Annotated in this window: 1 protein-coding gene; it reads right to left on the reverse strand. The window is 66.5% G+C overall.

The features are described 5' to 3' along the window. Positions 1–50: 50 nt before the first annotated feature. The gene (locus AC788_RS01275; RefSeq protein WP_049858826.1) at positions 51–19,049 is read right to left on the reverse strand and encodes a BapA/Bap/LapF family large adhesin; all 18,999 of its coding nucleotides are present in this window, start codon (positions 19,047–19,049) and stop codon (positions 51–53) included. Between the last annotated feature and the right edge of the window lie 426 nt (positions 19,050–19,475).

Below are 19,475 nucleotides of genomic sequence, written 5' to 3' on the forward strand. Positions count from 1 at the left end.
GACTTCCTGCCGCAACGCCAGGCCCGAAGGCCTGACGTGGATTGCGAGTATCAGACGACACTGATACCGCTCTGCACCCACAGATGGTGCGATGGATCCTCCTGCGCAGTGTAGACGTTGTACTGCACGCCATTGTCGGTCTGGATGGCGCCCGGAGCCCAGGTCGCGCCGGTCATGTGCACGGTGTCGTGGCTGTCGCCCAGAATCAGCAGCTTGTCGGTGCTAGCGTCGGTGACCGACAGCAGATCGCTCAAGCTCAAGGTCAGGTTGACCTTGCTCGACTGGTTCAGGTCGATGACCTCGATGTTGTTGATGCGCGCGGCCAGATTGCTCAGGTCGATGTCGGCATCGCCGCCATTCCACTTCAGGGTATCGATCCCGGCACCCCCATCCACCGAGGCGAAGGCCTGGTCGTAGATGACCAGGGTGTCGTTGCCTTCATGCCCCTGCAGGGTCAGCGCACCGCCCTGGGCTCCATCGAGCACATCGTCGGCCGAAGTGCCCTGCTGGTCGTGCAGGTCGCTGCCGGCAGCGGCGACGTGGACGGCGCTGGCATCGTCGCTGTCGAACGACGCCAGGCGCGCGAAGCTGGTCGGCGCAGCCGCGTTGCTGAGGTTGATGGTCAGGGTCGCGGTATCGCTGGCCCCGGTCGGATGGTTGAGCTGGTAGGTGAACACGTCGCTCTGCCCCACCGCCGTGCCGCTCTGGTTCAAGGTCGGCGTGTAGGCGTAGCTGCCGTCGGCGTTGACCAGCAGCGAGCCGTGGGCACCGGCAATGCTCACCCCGTTCACCCCCGGCAGCACGAAGGCCCCGGCGCTGAGCACGCTGAGCGAGGTGTAGGGAGAGCCCACCACATCGGCGCCCACACCGGTCAGCAGGTTGCCCGTGGCAGTGGTTGCGCTGCCGACGACGAAGGTGTTGGTCGAGGTGGCCTCCTGGCGCACGTTGGCGGTGTAGCTCGACGCCACACCCAGGCCGCCGTTGATGATGCTCAGGCGGTAGGTGCCCGCCGTCTGGTCCTCGACCCGCACTCCCAGCCCTGCGCTGCCGACCGCGATCAGGTTGGCACCTGAGTAGGAGCCCACCTGCACGTAGCTGCCGTTGGCCTGCAGCTTGGACAACACGAAGGTGACCGGGGACAGCAACGATAAACCACTGCCGGTGACGGACAAGGTCAGGTCGCTGGAAGTGTTCGGCGCTACGTTGAAGTTGAAATCGCCACGCCCGCCAAGCAGTCCGCTGTCGTAGCGACCCACTGTAGCCGTGGTGTCGGTGAACTGACCAACCAGACTCAAAGCGCTTGTCGCGGTGTCGTTGACGGCATCCACCAGCATGGCGTTGGCGGCCAGGTTATCGGAGTTCCACACCTCGGTGACGTTGGCGCTGTCGATGCGCACATACAAGTGAGCACTGGAGCTCAGGCCGTTGGGATGCACCAACTGGTACTGGAAGTCCTCGACCTTGCCTACGGTGGCGACGGCACCGCTCGGGTTGTAGGTGTACTTGCCGGTGGCATCGATGGTCAGTTGACCGTACAGCCCCTGCACCACAGTGCCTGCACCGGCGCTCACGTAGGTGCCGTTCTTGAGCACCTGCAGCACCGCACCGTTGTCCGGCCCGGTGCGGTCGGCCAGGCCGTTCACGCCGGGATCGGTGACGACGTTACCGTTGAGCGCGGTGGGCGTGCCGGTGAACTGGGTCAGGCTGGTGGTGGAGAACTGGATCTGGGTGGTCAGGCTGTCGAGCAGCGACACCAGGTTGCTGGCCACGGTCAGCCGGTAGTTGCCAGCTTGCAGCGGGCTGATGTCGGCCTGGACCTGGTTGGTGCCCAGTCCAATCAGGTTGAGCAACTGCGGATTGGTGACGCTGTTGGCCAAGGTAACCCAATTGCCTGCAGCGTTCTGCACCTCCAAGGCGAAGGCCGAAGCAGGCAACACACCGAGCGCCGCATTGTTGGTCACTGTGATCAACGGATCGGTCACGGTACCGGAGGCGACAGTAAAGCCGAAGGCTTTGACTTGGCCCAGCAGCAGGCTGACGCTGGTGTTGGTGTAAGTGCTGTCCACCGTCACCGGGGTGATGTTGACGGTTGCCGTCGCCAGGTTGCTGGAAGCGATCACCGGTTCGTTGACGTCGATGTCCGGAGCCACCACCGCTGCACCGGCGCTGACGTTGCCGCGTGCATCGGTCAGGGTGACGCTCAGGCGTTCGCCGTTGATCTGCGCGGCGTTCAAGGCCACGGTGAACGTACCGTCGGTGCCGACGGTGACTGGCGCGACATTGAGCACGACGCCGGTGGCGGCTTTGACGCTGACGGTGGCGCCTGGCTCGCCGGTGCCGCTCAAGGTCAGGCCATTGCCAGCCACGGCCAGCCCGGTGGCCACGTTCGGCGGGGTCAGGTCCGGCGCCGTGGTGGTGGTCGTGGGCGAAACGTTGGCCGCAGCGTCGGCCTGACTGACGCTCAGGACCTGGCTGTTGATCTGCGCGGCACTGAGCGTAACGCTGTAGGTGCCGTTGGCCGCGACCACGGCGCTACCCAGGACGCTCGCGCCGCTGCGCACGGTGACCGTGGCACCCGCCTCGCCTGTGCCCGAAACCACGGTGCCGCTGGGACTGATGGTCGCGGTGGGCGCAGTGGGTGGTGTGGTATCGGCCACACCCAGTTGACCCGCAGCGGACACGTTGCCAGCCGCGTCGGTCAGCGTCACCCGCAACGCACCGCCGTTGAGCTGCGGTGATGCCAGGGTCACGCTGAACAGGCCCAGGCCACTCACCGGCCCTTCGGCCAGCAAGGCATTGTTGGCACCGTAGACTTTCACGGTGCTGTTGGCCTCACCCACACCCGTCAGGCTGACGCCACCAACCAGCACCAGTGCGGTCGGTGCATTCGGCGCGGTCGCATCGCGCGCCGTCAGCGCAGTGATCGGCGATGTCAGCCCGGCGGCATCGGTCTGCACTACAGTCAATTGCTGACCATTGAGCTGCGCGGCGCTGAGGTTGACGCTGAAATTGCCGCTGGCGTCGACCACGGCAGTGCCCAGAGCCACGCCACCGACGCTGACGGTCACCCGTGCACCCGCCTCGCCCTGCCCGGTCACGGTGCTGCCACTGGTCGCCAGGGCCACATTGACCAAGGCAGCAGGAGGCGTGGTGTCGAGCGTCAGGAACGGCGTTGCCAGCGACACGTTGCCCGCCGCGTCGGTCAGCTTGACGCTGAGCAACTGCCCATTGAGTTGCGGGCTGCTCAACGTCACCGCGAAGGTGCCATTGGGCAGTACGGTGGAGGTGCCGATGGCCACGCCCACTGCGTTGTAGACCGTAGCGATGGCACCTGCTTCACCGGTGCCGCTGAGGGTCAGCCCGGCATTGCCCAGCCCGGTTACCCCCGGCGCAACGGGCGCGATGATGTCCGGTGCGGGGCCCGTCACAGCTGTGGAGACATTTGGCGCCGCCCCGCCCTGACCCGCCGTGAGTACGCCACCGTTCGCCTGTGCCACCGGCAGCAGCACGGCGAAGGTGCCGTTCGCGCCAACCAACCCGGTTCCGACCACAACGCCGGCGCCATTGCTGACCCGCACGGTAGCGCCCACCTCGCCGCGACCGGTGACCACGGTACCGGTACCGTTGACGTTCAGTTCGGTGATCGGGACCGGCGCGGTGCTGTCCACGGCAGTGAAGAAGGTCGCCACCGACGTCAGCGCGCCTTTGGTCGCGTGCAGTTCCAGCACCTGGCCGTTGGCTTGCGGCGGGTTCAGGGTCACGGTGAAGGTGGTACCAGTGGCGACCGCGCTGCCCAATACGGTTCCACCGGCGTTGCGCACGATCACCGTGGTGCCGGCCTCGGTGGTGCCGGTCAGGGTCACACCATTGCTGGTGATGGCGCTTGCCAGGGGCGCAGCGGGTGGCAGCTCCAGTGGAATGTTCAACGCAGCGCCCGCCGACGGATTGCCTGCCGCATCGGTCTGGATGACCGTGAGCAATTGCCCGCCCAGCGCAGCCGGCACCAGCGGCACCTGGAAGTTGCCGTTGACATCGACCACAGCGGTGCCCAGCACGACAGGCGTCTGGCCAACCACCAGGCCGACACTGACGGTCGCCCCGGCCTCGCCCTTGCCGGTCAACAGGGTACCGTCGGCATTCACCACCAACTGCGTGGCCAGGCTCGGCGGGGTGATATCGGGAACACTCAAGCGCGCCAGTGCCGACTTGTTGCCGGCGGCATCCTGGGCATACACCTCCAGGGTCCCGCCGTTGAGTTGGGCCAGGCTCAGCGGAACGCTGAAGGTGCCGTTGGCGCCGACCCGGACATTGCCCAGCGACGCACCCTGCGCGTTGGTCACGAACACCCGCGCACCGGCTTCAGCCGTGCCGTTGAACACCAGCCCGTCGACGCTCAGGCCCAGGCCGGTCGGCAGCGCCGGCGGCGTGAGGTCCGGGGCATTGACGGTGACACCGGTGGAGACATTTCCCGCAGCGTCGCGCTGGACCAGCAGCAAGGCCTCGAAGTTGGTCTGCGGCGTGCTCAGGGTCACGATGAACGTACCGTCGGCGGCCACGACTGCCGTGCCCAGCGATGCGTTGAGCGGGCCGGTGACGCTGACCGTCGCGCCGGCCTCGCCACGCCCGGTGACGATTCGACCGTCGGCGCTGACCGCCGCCAGCGTCAGGGCCACAGGCGCGGTAACGTCGGGTACCGGGAAGTTGAATGGCAACGAGACGTTGCCGGCCACGTCGGCCTGGGTCACGACCAGCAACTGGCCATTGAGTTGAGGGGTGGCCAGGTTGACCGTAAAGAGACCGTCGGCATCGGCCGTCGCTGCGCCGATCTGCACGCCCAGCACGTTCTTGACCACGATGCGAGCCAGGGCTTCACCGCTGCCGGTGAGTTGCAGACCGTTGCTCGACACCGTCAGGTTGACCAAGGCGCTCGGGGCCTGGAGGTCGCTGGCGGTGACGGTGACCGCCACCGAGGCATTGCCTGCGGCATCGACCTGGCGGACGCTGAGCACCTCGCCATTGATCTGCGGCACGCTCAGGGTGACGCTGTAAGTGCCGTCGGCGCTGACCGTACCGGTGCCCACCGAGACGTTGAGGTTGTTGCGCACGACTATCTGCGCGCCGGCCTCCCCTGTACCTGTGAGCAAGGTGCCATTCGCGTTCAGCGCCAGAATGGTCGGCGCTGCTGGTGGTGTCACATCAGGGGCGGTCAGACTGCCCGGCCCGGACACATTGCCGGCCGCGTCGGTCAGGGTCACCACCAGCGATTGACCGTTTTGCTGCGCTGGCAAGGTGACCTGGAAAGTACCATCAGCACCCACCGTGGTCGCCGCGCCCAGCGTTGCGCCTGCCGCATTCTTGACGATGACAGTGGTGTTGGCTTCGCCCAGCCCGCTGAGCACGGTGCCGCTGCCAGTCAGCGCCAATTGCGTGGGGGCTGACGGAGGCGTCAGGTCAGGCGCGAAGATCGGCGTGCTCGCGCCGACGTTGCCGGACAGGTCCGTCTGTGCGACGGTCAGCGGTTGATTGTTGATCTGCGCTGGCGACAAGGTCACCACGAAGCTGTTGTCGCCCGCCACCTGCGCGGTGCCCAGTACCACGCCCGCGGCATCCTTGACCGTCACGGTCGCCCCAGCCTCGCCACGCCCGGTCACGGTCGCCCCAGTGGTGAGGTTGATCGCCACCTGGGTCAGCAAATCGGGTGCAGTGGTGTCTGGCGAGTTGATCGTCGCGATCGGCGAGACGTTGCCCGCTGCGTCGACCTGCACCAGGTTCAGCGGCTCGCCAGTGGTGACGGCCGGCGTCAGGATGATGTTGAAATTACCTGCCGCCGACACTGTGCCACTGCCCAGTTCGGTCCCGTCCAGGCGTGTCACGGTGACGACAGCCCCCGGTTCACCCTTGCCGTTCAGCACGCTGGTCAAAGCGCCGTCGTTGCTGATGGTGATGTTGGTCAAGGCCACCGGCGCGGTGGTGTCGCCGGCCAGCACGGCGCCTGGCACCGACACGTTGCCCGCAGCATCGGTCAGGGTCACGCCCAGCGCCTGGCCATTGACCTGCGCCTGGCTCAATACAACCTGGAAGCTACCATCGAGCAGCACTGTGCCCGTACCCAACACGATGTTCTGAGCGTTGCTGACCGTGACCTGCGCACCGGGCTCCCCGCTGCCGGTGAGTACCAGACCTTGGTTGATCACAGCCAGATCGACAGGCGCCGACGGTGGCGTGCGGTCGCCGGCCAGAGTGACGAGCGCCGCCGAGGTGTTGCCGGCCGTGTCGGTCTGCACCACGCTCAAGGCTTGGCCATTGAGCTGCGGCGTGGTCAGGTTGGCGGTGAAAATTCCGGTCACGGCCACAACGGCGGTGCCCAGAATGACATTGCCGGGGCCAGTGACGACCACGGTGGCGCCGGCTTCGCCACGACCGGTCAACAGTGTGCCGTCGAGGCTGACCGACAGCTCGGCGAGGTTGGTCGGCGCCGTCACATCCGGCGCTACCAATTGCGCGGGCAGCGAGGTCAGCGCGCCGTCGGCGGCAGTGACCTGAAGGATCTCGCCATTGAGCTGCGCGGTGGCAAGCTGGACCTGGAAAGCCCCGTTGCCATCGACGGTCGCCGTACCCAGCACGGTGCCTTGCAGGTTGCGCACGGTGATCAGGTTGCCGATGTCACCCTGGCCAACCACCTGCAGACCGTCGGTGCTGAGCACCAGCGCCGTCGGCACGTCAGGACCGTTGATGTCGGGCGTGGTGACGGTGGCGATGGCTGAAACGTTGCCGGTCTGGTCGGCTTGGGTAACGCTGAGCAGGGTGCGGTCTGCGGAGACCGGATCGAGGGTGACCGTGAAGTTGCCATTGGCATCGACCGTGGCCGTGCCTACGGACAGACCGCCCGCCCCCAGCACCGTGACTCGGGCACCGACCTCGCCCTTGCCGGTCAACAGCGTCCCATCGGCGCTGACCACCAGGTTGGTAACCGGATCGGGCACCGTGATGTCGGGTGCGACCACGATGGTTGTCGAGGACACATTGCCGGCCGCATCGGTGGAGGTGACCAGCAGCGTCTGCCCATTGTTCTGGGCTGCATCGAGCACGACCTGGTAGGTGCCGTCGGAGGCGACCGTGGCGGTCCCCAGGACATTGCCTTGGGCATCGCTGACGATCACCGTGACCACGCTGCCCGGTTCGGCCGTGCCCACCACGGCGTTGCCGTTGAGCTCAACGGTGGCGCTCGGCGCCACGGGCGGTGTGCTGTCCACCGCAGGCACCAGTGCCGTCGGCGAAACGTTGCCCGCCACGTCGGTCTGCGACACCGTCAGGTTGCCGCCACCCAGCTGCGGCACCGTGAACGGCACGGTGAAGGCGCCGGTGATACCGATGACCACGCTGCCCAGAACATCGCCATTGGGTGCAATGACCGTGACCGTCGCGCCCACTTCGCCGCGACCGGTCAATTGGGTGCCATCTGCACTGGCCACCAGATCGGTCAGCGCCCCCGGCGCGGTCACATCGAGCGCCTGGAACGGCGCAGGTATCGAGACCTGCGCACCCAGGCTGGCAATCACTTCAAGCTGTTCGCCGTTGAGTTGCGCGGTCGACAGAACGATCGTGAACGCACCGTTGGCGTCGGCCACGGCCGTGCCCAGCACCACACCAGTGGCGCTGCGCACGGTCACGGTGTTGCCGGCGTCGGCCTGGCCGCTCAGTTGCAGGCCATCGGTAGTGAGCACCAAGGCGCTCGGTTGATCCGGACCGGTACCGTCCGGTGCAGTGATGTTCAGGCCAATGGACGGATTACCGGCGGCATCTTGCTGCACCACCGTGAGCACGGCGCCAGGAACGACGGGGGTAGTCAGAGTGACGATGAAGCTGCCGCTGGCACCGACCAGGCCGGTACCGACGGTGTTCCCGCCAGCATCGCGCACGGTCACTCGGGCACCTGCCTCGCCGCGCCCGGCCAGCAGATCGCCGTCGGGGCTGATGACCAGACCGGTCACCTGCGCCGGTGGCGTGATGTCGGGTGCAAACAGCGTAGTACTCGTCGACACGTTGCCCGCCGCGTCGGTCGAGGTCACCAGCAAGGTCTGGCCGTTGGCTTGAGCTTGGCCCAGATCGACCTGGTAAGTGCCATCGGGCGCTACGACTGTGCTGCCGAGTATGTTGCCCTGGGCATCGCTGACGATGACCCTGACCACGGTACCCGCCTCGGCAGTGCCGCTAACCGCCGTGCCGCCAGCATTGAGAATCGCTACCGGAGCATCGGGCAGCGTGCTGTCGCGAGCAGTGACGGTGGCTGCAGCCGACGGGTTGTTGCTACCGTCGACCTGCACGGCCGTGAGCACCTCGCCGTTGGTTTGCGCGTCGTTGAGCGTCACGCTGAATGCGCCGGTGACGCCCACCGTCGTCGTGCCCAGTATGGCGTTGTCAGGGCCACGAATGGTCACGGTGGCTCCTGCTTCGCCGCGCCCGCTGACTTGGGTGCCGTCGAGGCTGACCTGCAGGTTGGTGATGAGACCGGGAGGCGTGATGTCGGCCACGGTGATCAGTGCTGGCAACGACACCAGGGCGCCGCTGGTGGCGACGACTTCCAGCGTCTCGCCGTTGGTTTGCGCCGCGCTCAGTGCAACCAAGAAGTTGCCGTTGGCGTCGACCACAGTCGTGCCCAGGACTACGCCGGTCACGCTGCGTACAGTGATGGTGTTGCCCACATCGCCCTGCCCGCTCAGGCTCAAGCCGTTGCCGCTCAGGAGCAGTGCAGTGGGTTGATCAGGACCGTTCACGTCCGGCGCCACGACGGTGGCCGCCGTCGAAACGTTGGTGGCCGCATCGATCAAGGTGACGTTGAGCACCTCGTTTTCGGTGGCAGGGCGATTGAGCGTGATACTGAAGGTGCCATTCGCACCCACCCGACCGATGCCGAGCAGATCGCCATTGGCAGCGCGCACGTTGACGGTGGCGCCTATTTCGCCCTGGCCTGCCACGGTCAGGCCATCGAGGCCGACCACCAGCGCGGTCGGTGCGTCCGGCGCGGTGAGGTCGGCGGCGATCACCGTGACACTGGTCGAGGTGTTGCCGGCGGCATCGGTGGAAGTGACCAGCAGTGTCTGGCCGTTGGTCTGCGGGAACGCCAGCTCGACCTGGAAGGTGCCGTTGGCGGCCACGATAGCGCTGCCCAGCACATTGCCCTGGGCGTCGCTGACCACCACTGATACCACGGTGCCGGGCTCTGCCTGGCCAATGACCGCACCGCCTTGGGGACTGAGCACGACATTGGTCGGTGCGGGCGGCGCTTGCAAATCCGGGGCATTCAGGGTGACGTTGGCGGAGAAGTTGCCTGCCCCATCGACCTGAGTGACGGTCAGTTGCTGCAGGTTCACCTGCGCAGTGTTCAACGTGATCGAGAATTGACCGCTGGCGTCGACCTGGGCGCGGCCCAGTTCGGCATTCCCTACCAGTACGCGAACCAGCGCACCAGCCTCGCCACGCCCGGTGACCACTACACCATCGCCGCTGATGAGCACAGCGCTGAGGGCCGTGGGCGGTGTGATGTCCGGCGCGGTGAGCGCCACGGGTACCGAAGCATTGCCGGCCGCATCGGTCTGCAGCACGTCCAGAAGCTGGCCGTTGGCCTGCGCCGGGTCGAGCGCCACGCTGAAGGTCCCGTTGGCGGCAACCAGGGCCGAGGCGAGCACGGTACCGCTGACGATGGTAACCGTGACGGTCGCACCCGCCTCGCCACGCCCGCTGATCAAGGTGCCGTCGGCGTTGATGACCGGGGTGATCACGGCCACCGGCGCCAGGGTATCGCGGCCGATCACGCTGCCCGCCAGGGAGACGTTGCCTGCAGCATCGCTCAGGGTGACCCGCAACGCACCGCCGTCGATCTGCGGGGTGTCCAGGGTAATCTGGAAACTGCCGTTGGCGCCCACGATGCCTGCGCCGACCTGGGCGCCCACGGCATTGCGTACCACTATGTTGGCGCCTGCCTCGCCGGTGCCGGTCAAGACTGTACCGACATCGTTGAGCACCAGGGCGACCGGCGCTTCGGGCGCCGTAAGGTCCGGTGCGGTCACGGTGACACCCGGCGACAGATTGCCGGCCGTATCGGCCTGGGTCACGTTGAGCACCTGCAGGTTGGTCTGGGCTGGCGTCAAGGCGATCGTGAACGTGCCATCCGCTGCCACCGTCGCGGTGCCCATCGACTGGTTCAGCGCATCGCGCACCGTCACTTGCGCACCCGCCTCGCCCGTGCCGGTGATCAAGGCACCATTGGCGCTGATCTGCACGTTGGCCAGGGTATCGGGCGCGGTGGTGTCAGCGGCCGCGAAGGGTACTGCAATCGACACGCGGCCGATCGCGTCACTGGCTTGCACGCTGAGCACTTCGCCGTTGCGTTGCGGAGTATCGAGCAGAATGCTGAACGCACCTGACCCATCGACCGTGCCAGTGCCCAGCAGCACGCCGGTCGTGCTGGTGACACGAATGATCGCACCGGCCGAACCGGTGCCGGTGAGAATGGCGCCCTCCAGCGTCAGCAGCAGATTGGCCGGCGCGCTCGGGGCGCCGCCGTCCGGGCCATTGACCTGGGCCGGCGTCGATGGATTGCCCGCCGCATCGGTTTCGACCACGGTCAGCACATCGCTGAGGGTGGCCGGCCGGTTCAAGGTAATCAGGAAGGTACCGCCCGCGTTCACCGTGCCGGTGCCGAGCAGATCGCCATTGGCGGCGGTGACACGCACCGTGGCATTGGCCTCGCCCGAACCGCCGAGCACGTTGCCGTCGGCGCTGACCACCAGATTGCTGACCGCGACCGGTGGCGTGATGTCGGCAGCCACCAGGGTGCCTGGCAGCGAGGTATTGCCAGCACCGTCAGTGGCTGTGACCCGCAGTGTCTGGCCATTGGCTTGGGCCGACGCCAGCGTGATGGCGAAGGTACCGTCAGTGCCGGCCACACCTGTGCCGAGCACCTGGCCCTGCGCGCCGGTAATGCTGACAGTGGCGCCCGCTTCGGTGAAACCGGAAAACAGCGTACCCGCCCGGCTCAACGACAACTCGGTCGGCGCGGCAGGCGCGGTGATGTCGGCGGCCTGCAGGGTAAACGTGGGTGAAGCATTGCTGGCGGCATCGACCTGCACCAGCGACAACGTCTGGCCATTGATTTGCGGACTGCTGAGGATGACGTTGAAACTGCCATCGGCGGCCACTACGGCGCTGCCCAGGGGTACGCCAGCAGCGCTGCGTACCGTCACGTTGGCACCGGCTTCACCGGTACCGGTCACCACCCGTCCATCGCTGCTCAACGCAACGTTGATCAGCACGGTCGGTGGCGTAATGTCCGCTGCGGTCACGGGTGTGGAAGGTGAAGTATTACCGGCCGTATCGCTCTGCGTGACGGCCAACAACTGCCCGGCGACCTGTGGCGTGTCCAGGGTAATCTGGAAGCGACCATTGGCGCCTACCACCCCGCTGCCGACAACGTCACCGTTGGCATTCCTGACCTGCACGCTCGCGCCCGGCTCACCAATACCACTGAGCAACAACCCGCTGCTGTCGAGTACCAGCGCAGCGGGCGCCAGGGGAATCGAGGTGTCGCCGGCCTGCACGTTGACGACCGGCGATTCATTGCCCGCCAGATCGCGCTGCAACAGGGTCAGGGTCTGGCCGTTGTTCTGTGCCTGGTTGAGGTTGACGCTGAACACGCCATTGCCATCGACCACGCCGCTGCCCAGTACCACGCCATTGCTGGCGAACACGGTGACTGTCGCACCGGCTTCACCGCGCCCGGTGACGACCAGGCCATCAGCGCTTACCAGTGGCTGCAGTACCCCTGCAGGCGCCGTCAGGTCTGGCGCGGTCACGGTGGACGGCGTCGAGCTGTTGCCGGCCGCATCGACCTGGTTCACTTGCAAGCGTTGCGCGTCGATCTGCGGCGGCGTCAAGGTCACGCTGAACTGGCCAGTGACGCCAACGGTGGCGGTGGCAATCGCCACACCGACCGGGTTGAGCACGGTCACCGTGGCACCGGCTTCGCCGCGCCCGGTGATCAGGCTGCCGTCGTTGCTGATGACCACGTTGGTCAACGCCGGCGCGGTGCTGTCCACGGCCGTGACTTGGCCAGGCAGCGAGTTGAAACCACCGGTGCTGGCAACCACATCCAGCAACTCGCCATTGGTCTGCGCAGCACTCAAAGTCAGTTGGAACGTACCATCGGCATTGACCGTGGTGGTGCCGAGCACGCCATTGGGGCCGCGTACGGTTATGGTATTGCCCGCATCGGCGAGACCGCTCAGGCGCAGGCCATCGGCGCTGAGCACCAGCGCGGTCGGTTGATCGGGTCCGTTGGCGTCGGGCACGGTCACCGTGGCCGGCAACGAAGCATTGCCAACACCATCGGTGAGAATCACGCTCAATACGGCGTTCTGCGCTACCGGCGTCACGTTGACCAGGAAGCTTCCGTTCGGCCCGACGGTACCGGTGCCGATCTGCGTGCCCTGGGCATCGAACACCGTGACCGTGGCACCCACTTCACCTTTACCGGCCAACAGCGTACCGCCCGGGTTGACCGCAAGGTCGGTGGCCTGGGTGGGCGCCGTGAGGTCGGCGGCAATCACCGTGATGGATGTAGACACATTGCCAGCGGCATCGGTGGACGTCACCAGCAGGGTCTGGCCGTTGGTTTGCGGCGTGGTCAGGTTGACTTGGAAAGTGCCGTTGGCGGCCACGGTTGCACTGCCCAGGATATTACCCTGGGCGTCGCTGACCACCACCGACACCACCGTGCCAGGCTCGGCCAGGCCGGTCACGGCCGAGCCTTGCGCGGTCAGCACGACATTGGTCGGCGCGTTCGGCGCCTGCAGGTCGGGCGCGAGCAGGTTGACGTTGGGCGAGAAGTTGCCAGCGCCATCGGCCTGGGTCACGGTGAGCGACTGCAGATTGATCTGCGGCGTCGTCAGAGTGATCGAGAAGCGCCCATCGGTGCCGACCGTCGCCGTGCCCAGTTCGGCACCGGCGCTGGTCAAGACCCGCACCGTGGCACCCGCCTCACCCACCCCGCTGACCACCGCGCCGTTGGCACTGATGACGACGTTGTTCAAGGCATTTGGCGCGGTGACGTCGGCGGCAATCAGTGCCACCGGCAACGACAGATTGCCGGCCGCGTCCGTCTGCTGCACATCGAGCAGCTCGCCATTGGCCTGCGCGGGCACCAGGTTGACCACGAAGCTGCCGGTCGCGCCGACCACGGCAGTGCCCAACACGGTGCCATCGGCTGCGGTCACGCTGACCGTCGCGCCCACCTCGCCCTTGCCGGTCAGCACCGTGCCCGCGACGTTGAGCTGCAGGCCGGTCACCACGCCGGGCGCGGTGACATCCGCCACTGGCAGAGCAGCGACGGGCGAAATGTTGCCGGCCGTGTCGGTCAAGGTCACCTGCAGGGTGGTGCCGGTCAACTGTGCCGGGCTCACGCTGATCTGGAACGTACCGTCGGCTGCGACGGTGCCGTTGCCGACAATCGCACCGGCCGCATCGCGCACCACGACCGTGGTCCCGGCTTCGCCCAGACCGTTCAGAATCGTGCCCTGAGCGTTCAGGCTCAAGCCCGAGGGCGCGGGCGGCGCCGTGAGGTCCGGCGCGGTCAGGCTGACCGCCGCAGACACATTGCCGCTGGGGTCGCTCTGGGTAGCCGTCAGCACCTGCCGGTCAATCAGGGCCGGAACGAAGGTGATACTGAAGGTGCCATCGGTGGCGACCGTGCCGGTACCGAGCAGTTGGCCGTTGGCATCGCGGACATTGACCGTGGCGCCGGCTTCACCGGCCCCGCTGAGCGTGCTGCCATTGGCGCTGAGCAGTACATTGTCCAGCGCCTGCGGCGGGGTATCGTCGAAGGCAGTGAGCAAGGTCGGTACCGATACGCGGATACCGTCGCTGGCTTGCACGCTCAGCAACTCGCCGTTGATCTGGGCGGGCGAGAGGGTCACGCTGAACTGCCCGGCGGCATTGGCGACGGCCGAGCCCAGCAACGCGCCTTGTGCATTGACCACGGTCACGGTGTTGCCGGCCAGCGCGGTGCCAGTCAACGTGGATCCGTCGAGGCTTATCACCAGGCTGCCTGGCGCGACCGGTTCGCTGCCGTCCGGGCCGTTGACGGTGACAGGAGTCGATGCATTGCCAGCCGCATCGGTCTCGATCACGTTCAACACGTCACTCTGCAGCGCGGCGCGGGTCAAGGTAATCAGGAAGATGCCATTGGCCCCCACGGTACCAGTGCCGATCAGATCGCCGTTGGCCGCACGTACCGCCACGCTGGCACCCGCTTCACCGGTGCCCGACAGCGCCAGGCCATCGGGACTGATCGCAAGGTTGCCGACCGGAACTGGCGCTGTGGTGTCTGCAGCGACCAGGGTACTGGCCGCCGAGCTGTTGCTGGCCGCGTCGGTGGCCACGGCCTTGAGGCTCTGGCCGTTGGTCTGCGGCGCGCTCAAAGTGATGCTGAACGTGCCGTTGGCGGCAACCGTGCCAGTGCCCAGCAGCGTGCCCTGGGCGTTGGTGATACGCACCGTGGCGCCGGCCTCGCCGGTACCGGTCAGCACCAGGCCGCTGGCGTCCAGCGCCAGCGTCGCCGGAGCGCCGGGTGGGGTGACATCGGCGGCGGTAACAAACGTGGTCGGCGACAGATTGCCACTTGGGTCGGCCTGGGCCACACCCAAGCGTTCGCCATTGACCTGCGCACTGGCCAGCTCGACGCTGAAGGTGCCGTCCGTGCGCACTACGGCGCTGCCGAGCACGGCGCCGTTAGCCGCGCGTACCGTGACCGTGGCGCCGCTTTCACCGGTGCCTGTCACGCTCAGCCCATCGCGGCTCAGGGCCACATTGGCCAAGGCGCCTGGCGCCGTGCTGTCGCCAGCGGTGATTGCCACCGGTACCGAGGTCTGCCCGGCGCCATCGGTCTGGGTAACTTCGAGCAATTGGCCGTTGGCCTGGGCCGGAACGAGGGTGACCTGGAAGGTGCCGTTGGCGCCGACCACGGCAGTGCCCAGCGCAACGCCATTGGCATCCACCACGCGCACGGTAGCGCCCGCCTCGCCTAGGCCGTTCAACACGGTGCCGCTGCCGTTGAGCTGCAGTGCGCTGGGCGCGGCAGGCGCATCGGTGTCAGGTGCCTGCGCGAGGGCGATCGGCGAGCGGTTGCCGGCGGCATCGCTCTGGCTCACGCTCAGGCTCTGGCCATTGGTCTGTGCCGTGTTCAAGGTGACGCTGAACAAACCGTCGCCGCCCACCGTCGCGGTTCCCAAAGCCACACCGTTGGGTGCCAGCACCGTGACCGTCGCGCCGACCTCGCCACGTCCGGTCAGGGTCAGGCCATCAGTGCTCACAGCCAACTGCGACAGCGCGGCAGGCGCGGTCAGGTCAGGCGCGATCAGATCGACAGCGTCAGCACTGTTGCCCGCTGCATCGGTCTGCGTGACTTGCAGCAACTGCGCATTGAGTTGCGGCGTGTTCAACGTGACGCTGAAGGTGCCATCGGTGGCCACCGTGGCCGTGCCGATCACGGCACCGTTGGCGCCACGTACAGTAACGGTGGCGCCGACTTCGCCGGTACCGGTCACAGTCGTACCGTTGGCGCTGATGGTCACGCCACCCACGGGGTCGGGCGCAGTCGAATCGAATGCGGTGATTTCGACCGGTACCGAGTCCTCGCCTCGCGCATCGGTAGCGACCACTGACAACACTTCGCCATTGGTCTGGGCCGGGTTGAGGGTAATGACGAAGGTGCCAGTGGCGCCGACGATGGCGGTGCCCAACAGGTTGCCTTGGGGGCCGAACACATTGACCGTGTTACCCACGCTGCCGGTACCGGTCAGCTGTACACCGTCACCGCTCAGGGCCAGATTGCCAGGCGTTTCGGGGCCGATGGCATCGGGCGCAACGACGGTCGCCGGTAGCGAGACATTGGTCGCCGCGTCGGCCTGCACGGCGGTGAGTACATCGCCTTCGACCACAGCGGGAGCCAGGCCCGTGCTGAAATTACCGTTGGCACCGACCGTAGCGGTGCCGACGATCGCGCCACTGGCGTTGGTGATGGTGACCGTGGCGCCGGGCTCACCGCGACCGGTCAGGGTCAGGCCATCGGCGCTGACCAGCAGGTTGGTGACCGCATTCGGCGCGGTCGTGTCCGGCGCCGTGAAGGGTACCGCAGGCGAGCTGTTGCCAGCGGCATCCACGGCACTCACCGTCAATGCCTGGCCGTTGGCCTGAGCCCCTGAAAGCGTGACCTGGAAGGTACCGTCCGCAGCGACCAGTGCCGTACCCAGCACCGTGCCCGCAGCGTTCTTGACCGTTACCGTAGTACCAGCCTCGCCGAGGCCCGAGAGCAGCGTACCGGTGGCGTCCAGCGCCAGGTTGCCAGGCGCCACGGGCGCTTCCAGGTCCGGCGCGGTCAGGCCAACAGTGGCCGACGCATTGCCGGCCGCGTCCTGTTGACCGACCAGCAGCGCCTGGCCGTTGGTCTGCGCCGGATCGAGGACGAGGCTGAAGGTGCCGTCGGCGGCAACCGGGCCGCTGGCCAGGACCACCCCGCCCGTGCCGGTGACGGTAATGGTGTCGCCGGGCTGGCCACGGCCGCTGACCAGAGTGCCGTCAGCACTGATGGTCACCTGGCTCAGCTCCACGCCAGCGGTAATATCGGGCGCCGTCGTTTGCACCGCGGCCGAAACGTTACCCGCCGCGTCGGTCTGGGTAACGCTGAGTACTTGCCCATCGGCCTGGGCCGGAGCCAGCGCCACGACGAAATTGCCGGCCTGGTCCACCGTAGCGGTGCCGATCACGTTGCCTTGCGCATCGCGCACGGTCACCGTGGCACCCGGCTCGCCGGTGCCGGTCAGGGTCGTCCCGTCGGCGCCAAAGCCAGCGTTGCCGACGATGGCCGGAGCCGTGCTGTCGGCAGCCACGAACGGCACGGGCACCGAGTTTTCGTTATCGAAATCGGTGGCAATGAGGGTCAGGATCTCGCCATTGGTCTGAGCCTGGCCGAGGGTGATCGAGAACGTGCCATCGGCATTGACGATGGCACTGCCCAGCAACACGCCCTGGCTGGTGAAGACACGTACGGTGTCGCCGGCAGTGCCAGTACCGGTCAGGGTCAGGCCGTCCTGGCTGAGGCTGAGGTTGTCCGGAGTGCCAGGGCCGATGTCATCGGGCACCAGCGCGCTGAGCGTGGAGGTAACGTTGCCGTTGTCATCGGTCTGCGTGGCGGTAATGGGCTCGTTGGGGGCCAGACGCAGCGCGAAGCGAATGAAGAACCGCCCGAATGCGTTCACCTGCGCGCTGCCGACCACATCCCCGGCCGCGTTGGTGATGGTTACGGTATCGCCCGCCTGGCCACGGCCGCCGCAGGAGAACCCGTCGGCGCTGATGACGAACTCGGAAATAGGTTCGGAAACCGTCAGGTCCGGCACCTGCAACTGGCCGGGTAGCGACGCATTGCCCGCCGCGTCGGTGGCCACCACGCTGAGGGTTTGGCCGTCGACCTGAGGGGTATTCAAGGTGATCTGGAAACTCCCGCTGGCATTGGCCGTGCCCGAGCCGAGCAGAGTGCCCGCCGCGTCGCGCACCACCACCGTGGCACCGGCTTCGGCGCGTCCGCTGAACACCAGGCCTGTGCCATCGATGCTCAGGCCGGTAGGTGCTGCAGGCGCTTCGATGTCCGGCGCGACGACGTTGCCCGGCGCCGAGACATTGCCCGAGGCGTCGGTCAGGGTCACCTCCAGACCCTGACCGTTGGCCTGGGCGGGATTGAGGTCCACGCGGAAGTTGCCATTGGCGTCCACGGTCCCGGTGGCGATGAGGTTACCGCCAGCATCGGTGACGTTGACAACAGTGCCCGCTTCACCACGGCCGACCATTACACCGCCGTTGGCACTGACCGCGAGGCCCGTCGGCACCGCCGGAGCGGTGGTGTCGGGTGTTGGATCAGGGGTCGGATCAGGCGTGGGGTCAGGCGTAGGATCGGGTGTTGGATCAGGCGTAGGGTCTGGTGTCGGATCAGGGGCGGTGTCAGGTGTCAGATCGGGTGCGACCAGGCTGGCGGCCGGCGATAGGTTGCCCGCTGCATCGGTCTGTGTTGCGCTCAACGCTTCACCGTTGACCTGCGGCGGGTTCAGGACCAGGCTGAACGACCCATCGGCCGCCACCCCCGCCGAACCCAGCCCCCCGCCCGAAGCAGTGATCACGGTGGCCGTGGCACCAGGCTCACCGGTACCGGTCAAGGTGGAGCCGTCCGCGGTCAGCGCCAGCCCGGCGGGCGCTGCGGGCGCCGTGGTATCGGGTGCGGTGATCACCACTGGATCTGAGCTGTTGCCTGAACCGTCGGTGATGACGACTTGCAACGGCTCGCCATTGGTCTGAGGCGCAGGAAACGCCACCTGGAAGTTGCCATCGGCATCCACCGTACCGCTGCCCACGACGTTGCCCTGAGCATCGCGAACGACTACGGATGCATTGCTTTCGCCGCGGCCTGAAACACCACTGCCATCGGCCGCGAAAATGAGCCCGGTGGGCGCGCCGGGCGCCGTGGTATCGGTCGGTGGCACCGGAGTGACAGGTGATGCCGCGCCGCCACCGCCGCCTCCCCCACCGCCGCCCGATACCGCAGCCCCCGCGGCCCCTACGCCCGCCAGACCGAACGCGGCCAGCATCCAGCCAGGCGTGGAACCGCTGGCGGGCGCGCCGGCCAAGAGCAATTCATCGGCGGGCGAGGCTTCCGAAAAGGGAAACCCGGGGAAGGGCCCCCGAGTTGGCCGCCCGAGAAAACCACCCTGGCCTTCGAACCCCACCCCGCTCTGCTGACCCGCCGCATCGACCTTGAAAAAGTCGCCGATGGTGACTTGTTCGCCAGATTTGAGGGTGACGATCAGGTTGTTGCCGGAACGCGCAGTGGAAGCGACATCGCTGGGGTCCACTGGCAGTTTGACCAGGCTGGTATCCAACAGCTTTATATTGCCCCACGCCATTTCCGAGGTGCTTTGCGCCGACTTCGCAGCAACAACGATACTGTCCATATTTGCTCCTAGCAGATTCTTGCAGTGCACCAGAGGGCACCGCACACGCAACTTCACCTGCACTCGGCGATTGCCGGCGCCAGTGATTCAAGGTGTATTCCAATAAGTATCCCGAACGGGAAGTCGCTAGACGAAACGATTCATCCGTAGCAATCCCGCTGCATGATGAATAATTGACATGATTCCATGGCGAGCCCACCTTAAACTTCTAACTGCCTGTCCTAGGTCGACTTTTCTGAAAACCTTATATGGTGTCGACGTTATGGCTCTGCGCCATATAAGCAATAGGCTAGTACGTCAGGGCGCTCAGGGGCTGACGATTTATAACAATTTCACGATGTCAGACCGCTATCACCCAACATCGTTAATCCGGAAAAAAACAGCACAGCATTAGTTTGTGCAAAAAATAAAAAGACGTCTCCGACT

This window comes from Pseudomonas sp. RIT-PI-a (assembly GCF_001187875.1).
Taxonomy (GTDB): Bacteria; Pseudomonadota; Gammaproteobacteria; order Pseudomonadales; family Pseudomonadaceae; genus Aquipseudomonas; species Aquipseudomonas coleopterorum.